The sequence below is a fragment of the Ectothiorhodospira haloalkaliphila ATCC 51935 genome, from assembly GCF_000633935.1.
In the GTDB taxonomy this organism is placed as follows: domain Bacteria; phylum Pseudomonadota; class Gammaproteobacteria; order Ectothiorhodospirales; family Ectothiorhodospiraceae; genus Ectothiorhodospira; species Ectothiorhodospira haloalkaliphila.
On the sequence record NZ_KK214998.1, the window covers coordinates 759,326 to 776,364 of the forward strand.

General features: G+C 64.0%; 20 protein-coding genes, 1 tRNA gene and 1 pseudogene. 15 read left to right on the forward strand and 7 right to left on the reverse strand.

Annotation, left to right across the window (positions count from 1 at the left end; all coding sequences use genetic code 11):
* Positions 1-6 precede the first annotated feature (6 nt).
* The 3 genes from ECTHA_RS0111365 (at position 7) to ECTHA_RS0111375 (ending at position 3,027) form a co-directional block, all read left to right on the forward strand.
* Positions 7-855 (forward strand): OmpA family protein, encoded by an 849-nt coding sequence (locus tag ECTHA_RS0111365; RefSeq protein ID WP_029762575.1) that lies wholly within the window; start codon positions 7-9, stop codon positions 853-855.
* A gap of 95 nt (positions 856-950) precedes the next feature.
* The gene (locus ECTHA_RS0111370) at positions 951-2,165 is read left to right on the forward strand and encodes an argininosuccinate synthase (RefSeq protein WP_025282327.1); all 1,215 of its coding nucleotides are present in this window, start codon (positions 951-953) and stop codon (positions 2,163-2,165) included.
* Between the two features lie 163 nt (positions 2,166-2,328).
* Entirely contained in the window at positions 2,329-3,027 is a 699-nt protein-coding gene (locus ECTHA_RS0111375) for an MlaA family lipoprotein (protein WP_025282326.1), read from the forward strand.
* Here the strand turns inward: ECTHA_RS0111375 and ECTHA_RS0111380 are convergent.
* Positions 2,993-4,213, reverse strand: a complete 1,221-nt coding sequence (locus tag ECTHA_RS0111380; protein ID WP_025282325.1) for a phospholipase D-like domain-containing protein — start codon at positions 4,211-4,213, stop codon at positions 2,993-2,995. The genes ECTHA_RS0111375 and ECTHA_RS0111380 overlap by 35 nt on opposite strands.
* A 92-nt stretch (positions 4,214-4,305) precedes the next feature.
* Here ECTHA_RS0111380 and ECTHA_RS0111385 point away from each other — a divergent pair, with 92 nt between their 5' ends.
* The 3 genes from ECTHA_RS0111385 (at position 4,306) to ECTHA_RS0111395 (ending at position 6,630) form a co-directional block, all read left to right on the forward strand.
* Complete coding sequence (locus tag ECTHA_RS0111385) at positions 4,306-4,827, forward strand: hypothetical protein (RefSeq protein WP_025282324.1); 522 nt, start codon at positions 4,306-4,308, stop codon at positions 4,825-4,827.
* A complete protein-coding gene (mpl, locus tag ECTHA_RS0111390; RefSeq protein WP_025282323.1) occupies positions 4,824-6,188 on the forward strand; it encodes a UDP-N-acetylmuramate:L-alanyl-gamma-D-glutamyl-meso-diaminopimelate ligase in 1,365 nt (454 codons plus the stop codon). The genes ECTHA_RS0111385 and mpl overlap by 4 nt, the downstream gene beginning before the upstream one ends.
* Positions 6,189-6,255: 67 nt before the next feature.
* A complete protein-coding gene (locus ECTHA_RS0111395) occupies positions 6,256-6,630 on the forward strand; it encodes a hypothetical protein (protein WP_025282322.1) in 375 nt (124 codons plus the stop codon).
* On the opposite strand, the gene cyaY is transcribed toward ECTHA_RS0111395, so the two are convergent.
* Entirely contained in the window at positions 6,620-6,943 is a 324-nt protein-coding gene (gene cyaY, locus ECTHA_RS0111400) for an iron donor protein CyaY (RefSeq protein WP_025282321.1), read from the reverse strand. The genes ECTHA_RS0111395 and cyaY overlap by 11 nt on opposite strands.
* A 95-nt stretch (positions 6,944-7,038) precedes the next feature.
* Between cyaY and ECTHA_RS0111405 the strand changes: the two genes are divergently transcribed.
* Positions 7,039-7,521 (forward strand): YajQ family cyclic di-GMP-binding protein, encoded by a 483-nt coding sequence (locus ECTHA_RS0111405; protein WP_025282320.1) that lies wholly within the window; start codon positions 7,039-7,041, stop codon positions 7,519-7,521.
* A 5-nt stretch (positions 7,522-7,526) separates the two neighbouring features.
* On the opposite strand, the gene ECTHA_RS0111410 is transcribed toward ECTHA_RS0111405, so the two are convergent.
* A complete protein-coding gene (locus tag ECTHA_RS0111410; RefSeq protein WP_025282319.1) occupies positions 7,527-7,844 on the reverse strand; it encodes a hypothetical protein in 318 nt (105 codons plus the stop codon).
* A 35-nt stretch (positions 7,845-7,879) separates the two neighbouring features.
* On the opposite strand from ECTHA_RS0111410, the gene petA reads away from it, so the two are divergent.
* Positions 7,880-8,470 (forward strand): ubiquinol-cytochrome c reductase iron-sulfur subunit, encoded by a 591-nt coding sequence (gene petA / locus ECTHA_RS0111415; protein WP_025282318.1) that lies wholly within the window; start codon positions 7,880-7,882, stop codon positions 8,468-8,470.
* 190 nt (positions 8,471-8,660) lie between these two features.
* Here the strand turns inward: petA and ECTHA_RS0111420 are convergent, their stop codons facing one another.
* The 4 genes from ECTHA_RS0111420 to ECTHA_RS0111435 form a co-directional block, all read right to left on the reverse strand.
* The gene (locus ECTHA_RS0111420) at positions 8,661-9,410 is read right to left on the reverse strand and encodes a class I SAM-dependent methyltransferase (protein ID WP_026623747.1); all 750 of its coding nucleotides are present in this window, start codon (positions 9,408-9,410) and stop codon (positions 8,661-8,663) included.
* A gap of 32 nt (positions 9,411-9,442) precedes the next feature.
* Positions 9,443-9,664: a SlyX family protein gene (locus tag ECTHA_RS0111425; RefSeq protein WP_025282316.1), complete on the reverse strand. Its 222-nt coding sequence runs from the start codon at positions 9,662-9,664 to the stop codon at positions 9,443-9,445.
* Between the two features lie 11 nt (positions 9,665-9,675).
* On the reverse strand, positions 9,676-10,641 hold the full coding sequence (locus tag ECTHA_RS0111430; RefSeq protein ID WP_025282315.1) for a 2-hydroxyacid dehydrogenase: 966 nt from the start codon (positions 10,639-10,641) through the stop codon (positions 9,676-9,678).
* Between the two features lie 87 nt (positions 10,642-10,728).
* Positions 10,729-11,403 (reverse strand): Bax inhibitor-1/YccA family protein, encoded by a 675-nt coding sequence (locus tag ECTHA_RS0111435; RefSeq protein WP_025282314.1) that lies wholly within the window; start codon positions 11,401-11,403, stop codon positions 10,729-10,731.
* A 168-nt stretch (positions 11,404-11,571) separates the two neighbouring features.
* Between ECTHA_RS0111435 and ECTHA_RS0111440 the strand changes: the two genes are divergently transcribed.
* From ECTHA_RS0111440 to ECTHA_RS0111465, 7 genes and pseudogenes are all read left to right on the forward strand, one after another.
* Positions 11,572-11,659 (forward strand) — tRNA-Ser (locus ECTHA_RS0111440).
* A 282-nt stretch (positions 11,660-11,941) separates the two neighbouring features.
* Positions 11,942-12,178: pseudogene (locus ECTHA_RS0111445) on the forward strand (SAM-dependent DNA methyltransferase); the annotation flags it as partial.
* Positions 12,179-12,324: 146 nt separating this feature from the next.
* Positions 12,325-12,534: a hypothetical protein gene (locus ECTHA_RS0111450; protein ID WP_025282312.1), complete on the forward strand. Its 210-nt coding sequence runs from the start codon at positions 12,325-12,327 to the stop codon at positions 12,532-12,534.
* Positions 12,507-12,836: a MazF family transcriptional regulator gene (locus ECTHA_RS19550; protein WP_084306945.1), complete on the forward strand. Its 330-nt coding sequence runs from the start codon at positions 12,507-12,509 to the stop codon at positions 12,834-12,836. Before ECTHA_RS0111450 ends, ECTHA_RS19550 begins: the two co-directional genes overlap by 28 nt.
* A 205-nt stretch (positions 12,837-13,041) precedes the next feature.
* Positions 13,042-14,697: a flagellar assembly protein A gene (locus tag ECTHA_RS0111455; protein ID WP_025282311.1), complete on the forward strand. Its 1,656-nt coding sequence runs from the start codon at positions 13,042-13,044 to the stop codon at positions 14,695-14,697.
* A 66-nt stretch (positions 14,698-14,763) separates the two neighbouring features.
* A complete protein-coding gene (locus tag ECTHA_RS0111460; RefSeq protein ID WP_029762573.1) occupies positions 14,764-15,333 on the forward strand; it encodes an NnrU family protein in 570 nt (189 codons plus the stop codon).
* Positions 15,334-15,447: 114 nt separating this feature from the next.
* Positions 15,448-17,028: a methyl-accepting chemotaxis protein gene (locus ECTHA_RS0111465; RefSeq protein WP_025282309.1), complete on the forward strand. Its 1,581-nt coding sequence runs from the start codon at positions 15,448-15,450 to the stop codon at positions 17,026-17,028.
* The last annotated feature ends 11 nt before the right edge of the window (positions 17,029-17,039 follow it).

Here is a 17,039-nt window from a genome sequence, read left to right on the forward strand (position 1 = left end):
AAGGTCATGAAGCCTCGCACCCTTGCCCTGCTGCTGACCCTCGCCCCGGCCACCCTGGGCGCGGTGGAATACACCCCCCGCATGGCCGACGCCCGTTGGACGGTGACCACCGACGACAACCTTTGCGAGCTGGCCCAGGACATCCCCCGCTACGGCACTGCCCGATTCCTGACTCGCCCGGGGCAGCCAGTTCAGTTCAATGTGGAAGTGCGCACCTCGCTCCCCGAGCCGGACGTGGGTCATCTGGCCCTCAGGCCGCCCCGGTGGCGCCACGATCTGCGCAACCGGGACCTGGAAGCCGTCCACCTCCACGCCGGGGACACCCTGCTGACACTCCGCCGGGACCGGGCGCTGGAGGTGTACTACGCCCTGGAAACCGGTCATGAAGTCATCCTCACCCATCCGGATGCCGGACGTGGCGCCGATGCAGTGCGAGTGGTCCTCTCCCCGGTTCGTTTTCGTGAGGTGCTGGCCGATTTCCGCGCCTGCCAGGGAGATCGCGTGTACCTGGATTTCGTCAGCCTGGAAGACTGGCGGGTGCATTTCGACTTCGACGAAAGCGAGATGCGTGATGAGGATGAATTCTCTCTGGGTCAGGTGGTCCGCCACCTGATGAACCACCCTGATCGACGGGTGGTGCTGGGTGGCCACACGGACGAGCAGGGCAGCGTCCAGTACAACCAGGGCCTGTCCCTGCGCCGTGCCCAGGCTGTGCAGCGTTTGCTGCGCCAGGAAGGCATCGCCGCCGATCGCATCGAAACCCGTGCCTTCGGCGAGACATGGCCGCTGGACCCGGACTCCAACGAGGCGGCCTGGGCGCTGAATCGGCGGGTGGATATCTGGGTGACCCGGTAGCGCCTGCCTCCCTCAAGCCCGTGGCCACGGCATGCCCTCCCTTAGTATACTCAGCCGTTTGATCCAATCGTCGTCTGTTGCAGGGGTTGCCATACATGGCCAGTGAAGTGAACAAGGTCGTACTCGCCTATTCCGGCGGGCTTGATACGTCGGTCATCCTCAAGTGGCTGGAGGATACCTATGGCTGCGAGGTGGTGACCTTCACCGCCGATATCGGCCAGGGCGAGGAAGTGGAGCCCGCCCGCACCAAGGCCCAGGCCCTGGGTGTGAAGGAGATCTATATCGAGGACCTGCGTGAGGAATTCGTGCGGGACTTCGTCTTCCCCATGTTCCGCGCCAACGCCGTGTACGAAGGCGAGTATCTGCTTGGCACCTCCATCGCCCGGCCCCTGATCGCCAAGCGCCTGGTGGAAATCGCCAACGAGACCGGCGCCGATGCGGTGTCCCACGGCGCCACCGGCAAGGGCAATGACCAGGTGCGCTTCGAGCTGGGCGCCTACGCCCTCAAGCCCGGCGTCCACGTGATCGCCCCCTGGCGGGAGTGGGATCTCACCTCCCGGGAAAAGCTCCTGGCCTACGCCGAGAAGCACAGCATCCCCGTGGAGATGAAACGTGGCAAGAAGTCCCCGTACTCCATGGACGCCAACCTGCTGCACATCTCCTATGAGGGCAATCAACTGGAAGACCCCTGGTTCGAGGCCGAAGAGGACATGTGGCGCTGGTCGGTCTCCCCCGAGGCTGCCCCGGACAAGGCCGAATATGTGGAGATCACCTTCGAGCAGGGCGACCCGGTGGCCATCAATGGCGAACCCATGAGCCCGGCCACCCTGCTGGATCACCTGAACCGCCTGGGCGGCGCCCATGGCGTGGGTCGCCTGGACCTGGTGGAAAATCGCTACGTGGGCATGAAGTCCCGGGGCTGCTATGAAACCCCCGGCGGGTCCATCCTGCTCAAGGCGCATCGCGCCATCGAATCCCTCACCCTGGACCGGGAAGCGGCCCACCTGAAGGACGAGCTCATGCCCCGCTATGCCAGCCTCATCTACAACGGCTACTGGTGGAGCCCCGAGCGGCGCATGATGCAGTCCCTCATCGATGCCTCGCAGACCCATGTGAACGGAATCGTCCGCATCAAGCTCTATAAGGGCAATGTCATCATCGCCGGGCGCCAATCCGCCACCGACAGTCTTTTCGATACCCATATCGCCACGTTTGAGGACGATGCCGGGGCCTACGACCAGAAGGATGCCGAGGGCTTCATCAAGCTCAATGCCCTGCGCATGCGCATCGCAGCCCAGCGAGGGCGTTGAACGGCCGCGGCCAAAGACGCTTTCCCACAAGGACCCCCCAGTGCCTACACCGAACACGCAAGCACATTCTCCCCGGAGACTGACGACCGGGCAAGCTCACGGTGTCGTTCGGCGTAGCCGCACAGGGGGTGTCCTGACGACGCTGCTTGCCTGCGCCTTACTGATGACCGGCTGTGCCACGGTGCCCCCGGAATCCAAGGATCCACGCGATCCCTGGGAGAGTTACAACCGGGCCATGTTCCAGTTCAACGATGCGGTGGACCGGGCGGTGCTCAAGCCCGTGGCCGAGGGCTATGACCGGGTCACGCCGCAGCCCGTTCGCACCGGCATCGGCAATTTCTTTTCCAACCTGGGCGACGTGCACAACATGGCCAACAACGCCCTGCAGTTCAAGTTCCATGACGCCGCTTCGGATCTGACCCGGCTGATCATGAACACCAGCTTCGGGGTGTTCGGTCTGTTCGACGTGGCCACCCCCATGGGCCTGGAGAAGAGCAACGAGGACTTTGGCCAGACCCTGGGAAGCTGGGGCGTGCCCTCCGGGCCGTATTTCGTGGTGCCCTTCCGAGGGCCCAGCACCGTGCGGGACGCCCCGGCGGAGATCGTGGATGCCCGCATTCATCCGCTGTACTACCACGACGATGTGGCCCAGCGGAATGTCCTGGTGGGGGTGCGCCTGGTGGATATCCGTGCCGGCCTGCTGCCCACCGAGCGGGCCCTGGAAGGCATGGCCGTCGATCGTTACATGGCCATCCGCAACGCCTATCTGGATCGTCGCGAGTACCTGGTGACCGATGGCGCCCCATCGGACGCCCAAAGAGACATGCTCAGGGAGCTGGAGGACTGGGACGACGATTTCTGAGCAGGGCCCGGTCCGCGTCCCGGAGGTCCCGCAGATAGCCCAGTTCCACCAGCCAGCCGTCCAGGGCACCGAACAGGCGCTCCATGAGTCGCGCCCACAGGCCTCGGGCCTGCCAGCGCTCCAGGGTCCACTCCTGGGACTGCAGCAGATCACGGGAGAAGCTGTCGGCCACCTGACCCACCAGGGTGGGGTCGGTCACCTCCTGATTGGCCTCCATGTTCCAGCGCAGCGTCCAGTGATCCAGATTGCTGGAGCCCACCGTCAACCAGTCATCACAGATCACGTATTTGGCGTGCAGGCAGCGGGGCTGGAACTCGAAGATGCGCACCCCGGACCGCAGCAGACGTCCATAGAAACGTCGTCCGGCATGCCACACACCAGGGTGGTCCGTCTTGGGGCCTGGCAGCAGCAGGCGGACGTCCATGCCCCGGCGGGCGGCCTTCGTGAGGATGCGGCGCAGGCGTCGGGTGGGCACGAAATAGCCGGTGGTCAGCCAGATGCGCCGGCGTGAGCGTTTCATGGTGGCGATCACGCTGCGCATGACCGCCTGGCCACCCACGTCGGTGTGACCCACCACGCGACCGTCCCGCGGGTCCGATGGCTGGGTCCCCTCGCAGGAAAGATCACCCAGGCCCGGCATGTCCTGGTGATGCCAGCGTTGCCATGCATCGGCAAACAGGGCCTCCCAGTCCTGCACGCAAGGGCCGCGGATTTCCAGCATGACGTCATGCCAGGCGTCGGTGCCGGTCACCCGGGGATCGAAGGCATCGGTGAGACCGGCACCGCCGACGAAGGCCACCTGGCCGTCCACCGCCAGCAGTTTGCGATGATCGCGAAACAGGGACAGGCGCAGGCGTTCCCAGCCCAGGGGGTTGAAGGTGCCCAAGTGAACACCGGCCTCCAGCAGACGCTCCCGGTCCGCGTCGCTCACACCCAGGCCGCCAAAACCGTCCAGCAGCAGGTGGACCTGCACACCGCGGCGCGCGGCATCGCTCAGGGCCTCCGCGAAGCGACTGAAAAGCGGGCCGGATTCGGCCAGATACATCTCCAGGAGCACTCGATGCCGAGCGCGACCGATGGCCTGGAGCATGGCGGGAAAGAACGCGCCACCGTCCACCAGCCAGCGAAAGGCGTGAGGGCCTCGGGTGGGGTAGGGCTGTCGGCTGCGAAACAGTCGGCGGTTCATCGTTCGTGTCCTTGGGGAATGGTATCCTCGCACGAAACTCCTTGCATCGACACCGGATCAAAACCGGGGATCCTCTCCCAGAAGGGAATGGCATGTACGCACTCATCAAACCATTTCTGCAACTGACCTTCCTGCAAAAGGGGCCGGAGGATCTGCCGGCCTCGGCCTTCCTGTTGTGGCTATGTGCCGTGGTGTATCTCTTCGTGGGGCTGATTGTGGCCGTGCCCTTCTACCCCTTTCAGATCGCCATCCTGCAGGCGGGCATGGAACTGGGACTGCTGGCCGCCTTTACGGCCCTGCTGCTGCAAGGCAAGGGTGTGCCCGAGCGTTTCGTGCAGACCTTCACCGCCCTCCTGGGGGTGGGCATCGTCCTGGGTCTGATCATGCTGCCGTTGGTGTACAGCCTGCGCGGCGCCGAGGCTCCAGAGGAGATCCCGGTGGTGGTCACGGTGGGGTATCTGGTGCTGCTGGGCTGGTTGCTGACCGCTTATGGTCATGTGCTGCGCAGCGCCCTGGGGCTCAAGACCGCCGCCGGGGGCGTGGCTCTGGCTGTGGGCTACCTGATGCTGGCGGCCGTGGCCGGTGAGATCCTCTATTCGGTGGTGATGCGGTGAGTCACGTTCACATCCTGGGGATCTGCGGCACCTTCATGGGTGGGGTGGCCCTGTTGGCGCGGGCCGCGGGCTATCGGGTGACCGGATCGGACGAGCATGTTTACCCCCCCATGAGCACCTTGCTGGCGGAGCAGGGTATTGAGGTGTCCCAGGGCCATGATCCGGCCCATCTGGACCCGGCGCCGGATGGGGTGGTGATTGGCAACGTCATGACCCGGGGCAATCCAGCCGTGGAGCATGTGCTCAATCGCGGGCTGCCCTATACCTCTGGTCCCCAGTGGCTGGCCGAGCACGTGCTGCGGGATCGCTGGGTGCTGGCAGTGGCCGGCACCCATGGAAAGACCACCACCGCCAGCCTGCTGGCGTGGATCCTGGAGGATGCGGGGCTGAATCCGGGGTTTCTCATCGGTGGGGTGCCGGACAACTTCGGGGTGTCGGCCCGGCTGGGGACATCGCCCTTTTTCGTGGTGGAGGCGGACGAGTACGACACGGCATTCTTCGACAAGCGCTCGAAGTTCGTCCACTACCGCCCGCGCACCCTGATCCTCAACAACCTGGAGTTTGATCACGCGGATATCTTTCCTGACCTGGCAGCCATCCAGCGTCAGTTCCATCATCTGGTGCGCACGGTGCCGGGGGAAGGGCGCATCATCAGTCGGGTGGGCGATGCCGCCCTGGAGGCGGTGCTGGAGCAGGGCTGCTGGACGCCGGTGGAGCGTTTCGGGGTGGGCGAGCCAGCGCCATGGCGTGGAGAACCCATCACGCCCGATGCCACCCGGTTTGCCATCCATGAAGGACACGAGCCCGTGGCCGAGGGGCAATGGAGGCTACCGGGCCGGCACAACCTCAGCAATGCCCTGGCAGCGCTCCTGGCCGCCCGGCATGCAGGTGTGCCACTGGTGGCGGGGGTGGAGGCCCTGGGGCGCTTTGCGGGGGTGAAACGCCGCCTGCAGGTGCGGGGTGAGGTGCGCGGTGTGACCGTCCTTGATGATTTTGCCCACCATCCCACGGCCATCGCCGCCACCCTGGAGGCCCTGCGGGCCCGGGTGGGCACGGCGCGCATCCTGGCGGTGCTGGAGCCCCGTTCCAATACCATGCGCATGGGGGTGCATCGGGACACCCTGGCGGATTCGCTGCGACTGGCTGATGGGGTCTGGATGCATCAACCGGCCTCGCTGGCGTGGGATCTGGCGCCGGTGGTGGCCGCACTGGGCGACTCAGCGCACGCCCTGCAGGATCTGGATGCGCTGGCCCGTTCCGTAGCCGAGCAGGCCCGCCCCGGGGATCATGTGCTGATCATGAGCAACGGCGGCTTCGGCGGACTGCACGAACGTTTGCTCGAGCGTTTGGCGGGCGAGTGAACCGCCGGTTCAAACCCCGGGCCCGGTGCTCTACAATCCACGGCTTTGCCCTTGCGGAACCCAGTTGATGATTTCAAAAGAGGAATTCACCGCCCACCGGGAGCAGTTCGAGGCCTTCGTGGCCACGGTACACCGCTTTGCGGCGCTGCTGTTCGGCATCACCTTCGTGGGCTATGGTGCGGCGGTCTGGGTGTGGTTCGAAGGGGCCACCTGGACCGCCCTGATCATCGCCACCCTGTCCTACCTGTTCTTCCGCCAGTTCCGGCGCCTGTCGGTGAATCTGGCGCGGGTGAAGTTCACGCCGCGTCCCGAGGCCCGGGAGATGCTGCTGCTGGTGGACAAGGCTCTGGATGATCACAAGCCCCATCAGGTGCTGGCCCACCTGGAAGGGCAGGTGGGGGCCGCGCGCAAGCAGGGTGAGGACGCCTCCTCTACAGACTGATGTCGGTGCCCACCTTGAGGCTCAGCACCCGATTGAGGGTGGCCACCAGTTCATGGCCTTCCTTGTCGTCCAGCCACTGGTCGGAATGGGCATCGTAGCCGAAATGGGCCGGGCCCTCGGGCGAGGCCAGCCAGATCTGCCGCAGCGGCTCCTGGCGATTTAGAATCAGCTTGCTGCGATCTTCGAACTCGATGGTGAGCACGCCGTCGACGATGTCCATGTCCAGGTCGGTCAGTTCGTCCACGGCGCTCATGCGTTCCATGAGTTCCTCCAGGGTCTGCTCTGCCTGGACGCTGAAGGACACTTGATTCATGGGCGGGGATCCTCGTATTCGGGTGGGGTGGTGGGCCAGGCTTCACGTTATCATGTTTGAGTCGTGCACAATCAGGTATCCAGACGGAGAGATCAATGCCTTCCTTTGATGTGGTGTCCGAAGTGGACATGCAGGAGTTGCGCAATGCCGTGGGCCAGACCCGGCGTGAAGTGGAGAACCGCTACGATTTCAAGGGTTCCGCGGCCAACGTAGAGCAAAGCGAGGCCGAGCTGACCCTGTTCGGGGATTCCGAATTCCAGGTGGATCAGGTCATGGACATCCTCACCCAGAAGATGGCCAAGCGGGGCATCGACGTGAGCTGCCTGGAGTCGGGCAAGCTGGAGGAGGGCGGCGGCAAGGCCCGCCGCACCGTCACCATCCGCCAAGGCATCGACCAGGACATGGGCAAGAAGATCATCCGCCTGGTCAAGGACAGCAAGCTCAAGGTGCAGGCCTCGATCCAGGGCGAGAAGGTGCGTATTACCGGGAAGAAGCGCGATGACCTTCAGGATGTGATCGCCCTGCTGCGCAAGGCGGAACTTGACCTGCCGCTACAGTACGACAACTTCCGGGATTGAGCTCACTACATCTCGGCATCCGAGTCGCGGCCCGGCATCCAGCCCATGGACCGGGCCTTCTCGATGGCCTGGTCGTGGATGCGGGTGTGGCGCTCGCGGATCTCCGGGGGCAGGTTGCTCACCCGCAGACCGTATTGGTCCCAGGTGGCATTGACCTTGTCATGCAGCACCTGGATCTGCGCGGTGGTCCAGCCCTCACAGGTCTCGGTCTCCGGGAGGAGCTCGAAGATCCAGGCATCCTTGATGATGCCGCCGATGGGAGTCATGCCGCCGTGCAGGTCGTTGTGGATGCCTACGTAGGTCTGTTGTGTTCTGGAATTCATCTTGGTTCCTCAATTGTGGTCCATAATCTTCGCCCATGATGCCTGAATCCTTCAACGTACCGCCGGACCAGCGCCGAATTTATTATCGCGTGGCCCTCAAGATGCTGGCACTGCTGGGTGTGGCCATGCTGGCCTATGTGATGCTCAGCGGTGTGCTGGGAGACCCTGACGACGACGGCGGCCAGAGCGGCGGCCGATCCGTGGATATTTCCGACCTGGCCCCGGGGGAGGTCAAGGCCATGACCTGGGAAGGTCGTCCCATCTGGATTGTCGGGCGCACCCCCGAGATGCTGGAGGCGGATGCGGCGTTCTCAGACCAGCTCTACGATGCCGATTCCCGTTTGAGTCGCCAGCCCCGGGATTACCGCAACTCGCACCGGTCCGCCTCTCCCGAGGTGCTGGTGGTGGTGGCCCTGGGCACCGATCTGGCTTGCGAACTCACCTGGGTGCCGCCCGAGGTTGCTTCGGAGGAGGGCTGGGGCGGCGGTTTCGTCGACCGATGCCGCGGCTCCCGCTACGACCTGTCCGGTCGTGTCTACCGCGATCAACACGCCCGCCGCAACCTGGAAGTGCCCAACTACCGATTGCTGCCCGACGACCGCCTCATCCTGGGGCAGACCCCATAGAGGATCAGCCTGTCGTCCCGAAGGAGGCCTTTGCCGGGGGCGCGTCAGTCAGAGGGCCTTCAGCAGAGGGGGTAGTGAGCAAGTTTTTCGTGGGAGCGGGCCTCGCCCGCGAAAGCGGCGGGCACACACTCCGGGCGCTGCTGCCGCAGCGCATCGCTGGCAGGCCAGCTCCCACAGTGTCTGTTGCCGTTCAAGGGCGGGTGAGGTAGACGTCGAAACGGGTACTGCTGCCGGGGATCTGGAAGTCCGGTGCCTGGCCTCCCAGGGGCTCGGCTCGCACGGGGCGCTTCACCACCACCCGCTCCCGCGCCGCCTGAAGAGACGCTTCCAGTACCTGGGCGGCATCCTCATCGTCGCCCACCACAGCCCGGAATGCCCGCATCTCCTTCTTCACCAGCGCGGATTTGTCCCGGTGCGGGTACATGGGATCCAGGGTGACCACGTCGCAGGGATGATCTGCCAGCCAATGGGCGGCATCGCCCCTGACAAGGTTCATGCGACCCGCGGCCTCAGCCAGCTCTGGTTCACGGGCGGCACGGTCCAGTCCATCAGCCAGCAGCGCGGCAATCACCGGATGGCGCTCCAGCAGGGTGACCTTGCACCCCAGCAGGGCCAGTATGAACGCATCCCGGCCCAACCCGGCCGTGGCATCCACCACATGGGGGCGATGCCCCCCCTTGATGCCCACGGCCCGCGCCAAGGGCTCCTTGCGGGCGCTGACCCGTGGCCCCCGATACCCCAGCCGGCCGCCAGCCAGGTCCACGAACACCGGCCCCGGGGCCTTGGGCCCGCACTGGCGCAACTCCAGGCGCTCAGGGGTGACGGCCAGGTGCCAGGTGTCGGGGGCGGGATCCGTCTCGGCGAGTTCCAGGCCCAGGGCACGGGCCAGGGCCTCGGCACGAGGGCGATCGGCGGCGCTATCGCAGGCGATGGTCTTGATGAGGGCTGCCCCCTTTACAGCTTCTCGCTTTTTCAATAATGGGGCGGCGGAGGCTCGGGGCCTTCCTGACCGCCACCCTGGGTGGCCAGCACCTCGGCCAGACGCAGGCGCAGATCCTCCATCTGCCGCTGCATCTGAAACAACTCTTGTTGCTGGCGGGTGACCACCTCGTTGAGATCCTGCAGCTGGGCATCCTGATGGGCCAGACGGATTTCAAGATCGATCACGCGATCGTTCATGGGCGTGGTGGACATGTGCCGGATACCTATGGGCTGACCTGATTCGTGGGCTGGCCGGACTTGAAGGCCTGGATATTGGCTGCCAGGGCATCCACCATGCGCTGGCGGGCCTCGACGGCCGCCCAGGCGATATGGGGGGTGATGATCAGGTTGGGGATGTCCGCTGCCAGCAGGGGATGACCCGCCTCGGGCGGTTCCTTCTCCAGCACATCCACTCCAGCGCCACCGATCTCGCCGCGCCGCAAGGCCTCGGCCAGGGCCGCGTTATCCACGATGGCCCCCCGTGCCGTATTGATCAGCACCGCATCACTCTTCATCATGCGTAATCGGTGCTCATCAATCAGCTGGTGGGTTTCTGGCGTCAGTGGGCAGTGAAGGCTGAGCACGTCGCTGGTGCCGATCACTTCATCCAGCGCCAGGCGCCCCGGCTCCGGTCCCCGACCGGTCAGGCTTTGTGCCACTGCCACGTCCATGCCGAAGGCCTGCGCCGCCTGTGCCGTGGCCCGGCCCAGCACTCCGTAACCGATGATGCCCAGGCGCCGACCATCTAGCTCCCGGATGGGGTGATCCAGCAGGCAGAACTGCCGGCTGTCGTTCCAGGCGCCAGAGCGCACATCATCATGGTACCGGGACAGGCGTACGGTCAGAGAGAGCAGCATGGCAAACACATGCTGCACCACGGAGGCCGTGGCATAGTCCCGCACGTTGCACACAGTGATACCCAGGCGCGATGCGGCCTCCAGATCCACATTGTTGGTCCCTGTGGCCGCCAGGCAGACCAGTTTCAGATCCGGGGCGGCCGCCAGGGCATCGGCATCCAGCACCACCTTGTTGGTGATCACCACCTGGGCACCCTGGATGCGCTCCACCGTTTCCGGTGGTCGGGTGTAGTCATGAAAGGTCCAGCGGGTGAGGGAGTCGTGAAGGGGAGAGAGATCCAGATCCCCCCGATCCAGGGTTTCCAGATCGAGAAATACGCCCTGTTCGATCATCGGTCGCGATTTCCTTGCCTCAGGAAAGTAAAGACCCCTCTCCCGGGAGGGTAGAGGGGTCGGGTGTGCTGCCGTTCAGTCAGGGGATCAGTTATCGCCGCTGAGCATGGCAAACAGGTTCATCATGTGCAGGAACAGCACATAGATGTTGGCGAACAGGGAGACCGTCATCACCACATAGTTGGCCTCGCCGTCATGCACCATGCGGCTGGTATCCCACAGGATGGCGGCGGACACCAGCAGCACCACAGCCGAGGAGATGGCCAGGGACAGGGCCGGAATGGCCAGGAACAGGTTGGCGATGATGGCCGCCAGGATCACCAAGAAGCCCACGAACACGAAGCCGCCCAGGAAGCTGAAGTCCTTGCGCGTGACCAGGGCATAGGCCGACAGTCCCACGAACACCAGCGCCGTGGAGGCCAGGGCACCACCGACGATGGCCGGGCCGTTGGGCAGGCTCAGGTACAGGGAGACGATGGGGCCCAGGATGAAGCCCATGATGCCGGTGAAGGCAAAGGTGAGCGGAATGCTCCAAACGCTGTTACGCAGGGCGTGGATGCCAAAGGGCATACCGATGAAGATGGCCAGCATCACGATCCAGTGCACCGGCGGCGCCCCCACCGCCATGGCCACGAAGGCCATGATGGCGCTGAACGCCAGGGTCATGGACAGCAGCATGTAGGTGTTGCGGATAACCTTGTTGGTGGCCAGAGCCTGACTCTGGGCCTGCTGGGTTACGGTGCTCGCGCGCTCCGTCTGCATGGGTGATCCTCCGGAAAAGTGGTTGGAAACGATCAGTGTACGATGACGGTAAGGTACTTGATTCCATGCGGTTGATCAAAGCATGCCATCGACATTTCTTGTGGCTTCATGACCAAGCCGGTTAAAATACCCGCCTTCTATGACCTCGCAACGCTGATCAGCGTTCACGGAAGGGTGGCAGAGCGGTTGAATGCACCGGTCTTGAAAACCGGCGATGGGCGACCATCCGTGGGTTCGAATCCCACCCCTTCCGCCATATTTATAACGTAAATTTATGAATTTTATGGATTTGTCATTTTTTTACGTCACCTGGCCCACACTTTAACCCACACTTCGGTATTGGCCTTTGTGGTCTTCGACGGGACGCTGCAGGACGGTACCTGGGCACTGTATGCTGCTGATTATCGTGACGCCTCAAGATGCGGGTTTGCAGGTGGCGTTGATTCACCCCGCACCGGATCGTCACCGTCTATGACCCCACGGCAGGGACCGGGGGTTTTCTCTCAGAGAGTGACGAATACATCCAGCAGGTCAGCCAGGACGTGACCGTGTCCCTTACTTTGAGCGGGAGGTGAAGCCCCACGTCCCCGATGCCTGGATCGACGAGAGCAAGCGCGACGAACTGGACGGGGAGATCGGCATTGTCGGCTTTGAAATCCCCTTCAACCGGCACTTCTACCAATTCATCCCGCCCCGCCCGCTGGAGGAGATCGACGCGGATCTGAAGGCCTGCACGGATAGGATCAAGCGGATGATTGAGGAGTTGTCGGCGTGAGGCGGTCGTAGAGAATCCTGGCTGCCGCTTGCTTGGCTGTTCCGGGGTCTGGGTGGCACGGGACGCCCGGATGCGGTGGCCCAAAGGCAGAGTTTATACTTCCTGCAAGCCATTATCCTGCCTGTTAAGGAATTCAGGAGTAATCCATGCTGCACACCATTGAAGTGGAAATCGACAGCCAAGGCCACATCCAACCGCTGGAGCCGATGCCCCGACTTCCGGCGGGCAGGGGCCTGTTGACACTGCTCACCCCGCCTGCCGATGAGGCGACCCTGCTGGCCGAAGCCGCCCTGGCCGAGGATTGGTCCAAAGCCGAAGAGGATGAGGCATGGGCACATTTGCAGCCGGGCAAGTAGTTGTCCTGCCATTCCCATTTTCCGACCTCAGCCGCAGCAAATATCGGCCTGCGCTGCTGATTGCCCATGCCGGGCGTGGCGACTGGATTGCCTGTCAGATCACCAGCAATCCCTATTCTGACCCTCACGCTGTCGAGATCGAGGACACCGATTTTGCATCCGGGGGATTGCAGCGCATCAGCTATGCGCGACCGGGAAAGCTGTTCACGGCGAACTGGGCATCAAGGATTACCGTCAGACGGCATTCAAACCCTACCGGGCGGTCCATCGCGTCCTGGGCGACCGGGTCGTTAGTTACTTGATCACCGATGGTCGCCGGGACATGCAGTCCGCGCTGGCGCGTCGACTTCTTGGTGCTTGACCCGTGGCATCCCGCACGCCCCCGTACGTTCCCAATCTGTTTCTTTCCATCCATGTCAAAACAATGGGTGGAATACAGGTGCGGCCTGCTCGTGGGCGACTCCGGCGCTTGTTACACTGCCCTTCAATCCCTTGCACGGAGTTGTCATGAGCGGCGACGCATCCCCGGAAGCCTCCATACCCGATCTGGATCTTCGCCTTGATGAGTCGGGTACCCGGGTGTACTGCACCCCGGAACCGGGTCAGCACTGCCCTGATCTGGAAGCGGCATCCGTGGTGGTGGCCCTGCGCGAGGCGGGCTATGGCCACTGGGCCGTGGTGGATGAGGGGGTGAAGGCGCTCACCCAGGCCCTGCGCCAACCGGCCCCTGCGGGCCATCAGGAGCCCTTCCTGCTGGCCGAGGCACTGGATGGCCGGTTTGTCCTGAAGGTGGATGCCAAGGGCCTGGAGGCGTCATTGCATGTTGAGGGTCCTCGCGGGGGAAGTCCCGCCACTGTGGAGCAGGTGCTGCAGGTCCTCGCCGAGCGGGGGGTGACCCATGGGGTTGACCAGGACGCCATCCTCGCCCTGCTCAGGCAACCGGAACTGGCCCCGGATGTTGCCGTGATCGCTCGAGCGACGGCGCCCGTGAACGGCACGGATACCGTGTTCGAATCCTTGGTCCCCGAGGCCCGCGAACGGATCCCCAGCATCGATGACCGAGGACGCGCCGATTATCGGGACCTGGGTGAACTGGTGCAGGTTTCCCCCGGTACGCCCCTCATGCGTCGCCATCATGCCACCCCTGGCACACCCGGACTGAACCTGTTCGGTGCTCCCATCCCGGCCCGGGATGGCCGGGAGCGATCGTTCGCCACCCGGCTGCGAAACGTGGAGCGTGACCCTGAAGACCCCGATCTGCTTCGGGCGGCCGCTGCCGGCATGCCTGTGGTGGTGCCCAACGGGGTCATGGTCGAGGAGTTGCTGGATGTAAAACAGGTGGATCTGTCCTCCGGGCACCTTAACTTCGAGGGCAGTGTGCGCATCCGCAACGATGTGGCCGATGGCATGCGCGTGAGGTCCACCGGCGATATCGAGGTGGGCGGCATGGTGGAGGGCGCCACACTGGAGGCCGGCGGCGACGTGATCATCCGTCATGGTGTGGTGGGGCAGTTGCAACATGGGGAGGTCCACCAACCCACCGCGGTGATCAAGGCGGGGGGCACGGTCAGGGCCCGATTCATGGAAAACGCCCGCGTTGAGGCCGCCACGGTGGTGGCTCAGGAACAATTGGTGCATTGCCAGGTGAGTGCCCATCAGTCGGTGACGGTGGGGGCCACCGGGGCGCGCAAGGGACAGATCGTTGGAGGACAGGTCAGGGCCAGGGAACTCATCGAGTGCATGCTGCTGGGTTCGCCGACGTCCCCCCACACCGTGGTGATGGTCGGAGTCGATCCGGAAGGGCAGGACCATCTGGAACAGGTGGATGCGCGCCTGCTGGAGAAACAGAAATTGCTCGACGAGCTGGCCCGCACCCTGCATTTTGCCGGACAGCACCCGGAGCGGGTGGATGAAAACTTCGTGCAACGGGTGCAGAACACCCTGGTGAAGGCACGGGAGGAGATGGCCGAGCTCACCCTGGAACGCGAGGCCCTGGTGCAGCGGATGGAACGCTCCCAGGATGCCTGCATCCTTGTGCGGGAGCGGCTCTACGGTGGTGTGGAGGTTCACGTGGGTGATCGGGTGCGGCGTGTCGATCAGGAGGTGGTGGGCGGTGCCTTTTTCCTGCGCGATGGGGAATTGGTGTTCGACCACGCCCCGTGAAAAGGGCATTATTAGGGATTGCTTAATTCATCCACTCAACAAGAAGGAAGCCTTACCGTGTTTGTGATGATCCTTGGTCTTGTGCTCTTCCTGGGCATGCACTCCACCCGCATCTTCGCGGACGACTGGCGTCGTGCCCGGATCGATCAGTTTGGCGAGAAGGCCTGGACGGGGTTTGCATCCGTCGTTTCACTGATCGGCTTCATCCTGATCGTCTGGGGTTATGGCATGGCCCGGATGGACCCCACCTGGCTCTGGTTCCCGCCATTGTGGACCTTCCACGTCACCGCCCTGTTCAGTCTGGTGGCCTTCATCTTCCTGGCGGCCGCCTTTGTGCCCAACAACCGCATCAAGGCCCGGGTGGGGCACCCCATGGTCATTGCCGTCAAGGTGTGGGCCCTGGGCCACCTGTTCTCCAACGGCACGCTGGCGGATGTGATCCTCTTCGGTTCGTTGCTGGTCTGGGCCGTGTTGTCCTTCCGCGCCGCGCGCAAGAGAGATTCCGCTCAGGGAACGGCGCCTGCTGCCGCTAACCTGAAGGCGGACGCGATCACCGTGGTCGTGGGCCTTGTGGGCTACTTCGCCTTCTCGCTGTTCCTGCATGAACTGCTGATCGGCAAGCCGGTGATGGTCTGAATACCGCCGGTGCTCCGCTCAGGGGGGCGGGGCACCGGTGTTGGGCTAGATGCCGTGGGGACGGATGATTCATCGTCAGGGATGCGCGTTGCATAACCAGGGGTTGAATGATCCATGAAGAAGAATCTGCCGGTCACCGGCCGGGAACAGGCGGTAGCGGATCACGCCAATATTCTGTCCACGACGGACCTCAAGGGCGCCATTTCCTACGTCAACGACGACTTCATTCGCATCAGCGGGTTCGTCGAGGACGAGTTGCTCAGGCGCAATCACAACATCGTCCGCCATCCGGACATGCCTCCCGCAGCCTTCAAGGACCTCTGGGACAGCGTCAAGGCGGGCCGCGCCTGGATGGGGCTGGTCAAGAATCGTTGCAAGAACGGCGACCACTACTGGGTGAGTGCCTATGTCATGCCCATCCGCAAGGACGGGCAGGTGGCTGAGTACCAGTCGGTGCGTACCCGTCCCGCACGGGACTGGGTGGATCGAGCCAACGGTGTGTATGCCGGGCTCATGAACAATCGACTTCCCCTTGGCATGCGTTTGCCCATGCCGCCGGTCGCGGTGCGTCTGGTGGGAGGCATGGCCGCGTCGGCCATGCTGGCGCTTGGGGTTGGCGCGCTGTTGGGTACGCCAGCACTCACCGCGTTGGTGCCCGTATTGCTGGCCCTGGTGCTGGCCGGTGGCCTGGGGATGTGGCTCCTGCAACCCCTCGGTCAATTGCGTATTCAGGCGAGGGAGATCACCCATAACCCGGTGGAGCAGTACGTCTACACCGGGCGCGCGGACGAATTCGGGGAGATCGAGTTCGCCATGCGCATGTTGCGATCCGAGACCGGCGCCGCCGTGGGGCGGGTATCCGATGCCGCCAGCCAGTTGGCCGACTATGCCGACGCCATGGTGGACTCGGTGCGCAAGACCCGGGACGAGATTCTGCGGCAGCAGGCGGAGACCGACCAGGTGGCCACGGCAGTCAACCAGATGACGGCCAGTGTTCAGGAGGTGGCCCGCAACGCCCAGAATGCCGCAGAGGCGGCCACGGCGGCGGATGTCAGCGCCAGTCAGGGTCGTCAGGTGGTCAGCTCCACCGAGCAGGTGATCGGCCAACTGGCCGACGAGGTGGAGCGCGCGGCCAGGGTCATCCACGAGTTGGAAGAAAGTGCCGGATCCATCAGTGCGGTCCTGGAGGTGATCCGCGGCATCGCCGAGCAAACCAACATGCTGGCCCTCAATGCCGCCATTGAAGCGGCCCGGGCGGGCGAGCACGGGCGTGGCTTTTCTGTGGTGGCCGACGAGGTGCGCAGCCTGGCATCCCGCACTCATGAGTCCACCCAGGAAATCCAGAGCACCATCGAAAAGCTGCAGCGCGGTGCACACTCCTCGGTGGTGGTGATGCAGAACAGCCGCAAGCAGGCGGAGAAAAGCGTCCAGCAGGCGGGTCGGGCTGCCCAGTCACTGGAAGAGATTGCCAGTAGCGTTGCTGCCATCACCGATATGAGTGCCCAGATCGCCACGGCGGTGGATCAGCAGGGATCGGTCAGCGAGGAGATCAACCAGAGCATCACCCGCATCCGTGGCTATGCCGATGGCAACGCCGATTCCGGTCAGCAGATCGAGTCGGCGGCCAGCCAGGTGGCGGGACTCTCTGCTGAACTCAAACTGCTGTCCCGACAATTCTGGGAGCGCCGCAACTGATGAGTCACGCG

Bases quoted from the DNA above. Each gene is read 5' to 3' on its own strand.
- ECTHA_RS0111365 (WP_029762575.1), top strand. From the start codon at position 7: ATGAAGCCTCGCACCCTTGCCCTGCTGCTGACCCTCGCCCCGGCCACC.
- ECTHA_RS0111370 (WP_025282327.1), top strand. From the start codon at position 951: ATGGCCAGTGAAGTGAACAAGGTCGTACTCGCCTATTCCGGCGGGCTT.
- ECTHA_RS0111375 (WP_025282326.1), top strand. From the start codon at position 2,329: ATGACCGGCTGTGCCACGGTGCCCCCGGAATCCAAGGATCCACGCGAT.
- ECTHA_RS0111380 (WP_025282325.1), bottom strand. From the start codon at position 4,213: ATGAACCGCCGACTGTTTCGCAGCCGACAGCCCTACCCCACCCGAGGC.
- ECTHA_RS0111385 (WP_025282324.1), top strand. From the start codon at position 4,306: ATGTACGCACTCATCAAACCATTTCTGCAACTGACCTTCCTGCAAAAG.
- ECTHA_RS0111395 (WP_025282322.1), top strand. From the start codon at position 6,256: ATGATTTCAAAAGAGGAATTCACCGCCCACCGGGAGCAGTTCGAGGCC.
- cyaY (WP_025282321.1), bottom strand. From the start codon at position 6,943: ATGAATCAAGTGTCCTTCAGCGTCCAGGCAGAGCAGACCCTGGAGGAA.
- ECTHA_RS0111405 (WP_025282320.1), top strand. From the start codon at position 7,039: ATGCCTTCCTTTGATGTGGTGTCCGAAGTGGACATGCAGGAGTTGCGC.
- ECTHA_RS0111410 (WP_025282319.1), bottom strand. From the start codon at position 7,844: ATGAATTCCAGAACACAACAGACCTACGTAGGCATCCACAACGACCTG.
- petA (WP_025282318.1), top strand. From the start codon at position 7,880: ATGATGCCTGAATCCTTCAACGTACCGCCGGACCAGCGCCGAATTTAT.
- ECTHA_RS0111425 (WP_025282316.1), bottom strand. From the start codon at position 9,664: ATGTCCACCACGCCCATGAACGATCGCGTGATCGATCTTGAAATCCGT.
- ECTHA_RS0111430 (WP_025282315.1), bottom strand. From the start codon at position 10,641: ATGATCGAACAGGGCGTATTTCTCGATCTGGAAACCCTGGATCGGGGG.
- ECTHA_RS0111435 (WP_025282314.1), bottom strand. From the start codon at position 11,403: ATGCAGACGGAGCGCGCGAGCACCGTAACCCAGCAGGCCCAGAGTCAG.
- ECTHA_RS0111450 (WP_025282312.1), top strand. From the start codon at position 12,325: ATGCTGCACACCATTGAAGTGGAAATCGACAGCCAAGGCCACATCCAA.
- ECTHA_RS19550 (WP_084306945.1), top strand. From the start codon at position 12,507: ATGGGCACATTTGCAGCCGGGCAAGTAGTTGTCCTGCCATTCCCATTT.
- ECTHA_RS0111455 (WP_025282311.1), top strand. From the start codon at position 13,042: ATGAGCGGCGACGCATCCCCGGAAGCCTCCATACCCGATCTGGATCTT.
- ECTHA_RS0111460 (WP_029762573.1), top strand. From the start codon at position 14,764: ATGATCCTTGGTCTTGTGCTCTTCCTGGGCATGCACTCCACCCGCATC.
- ECTHA_RS0111465 (WP_025282309.1), top strand. From the start codon at position 15,448: ATGAAGAAGAATCTGCCGGTCACCGGCCGGGAACAGGCGGTAGCGGAT.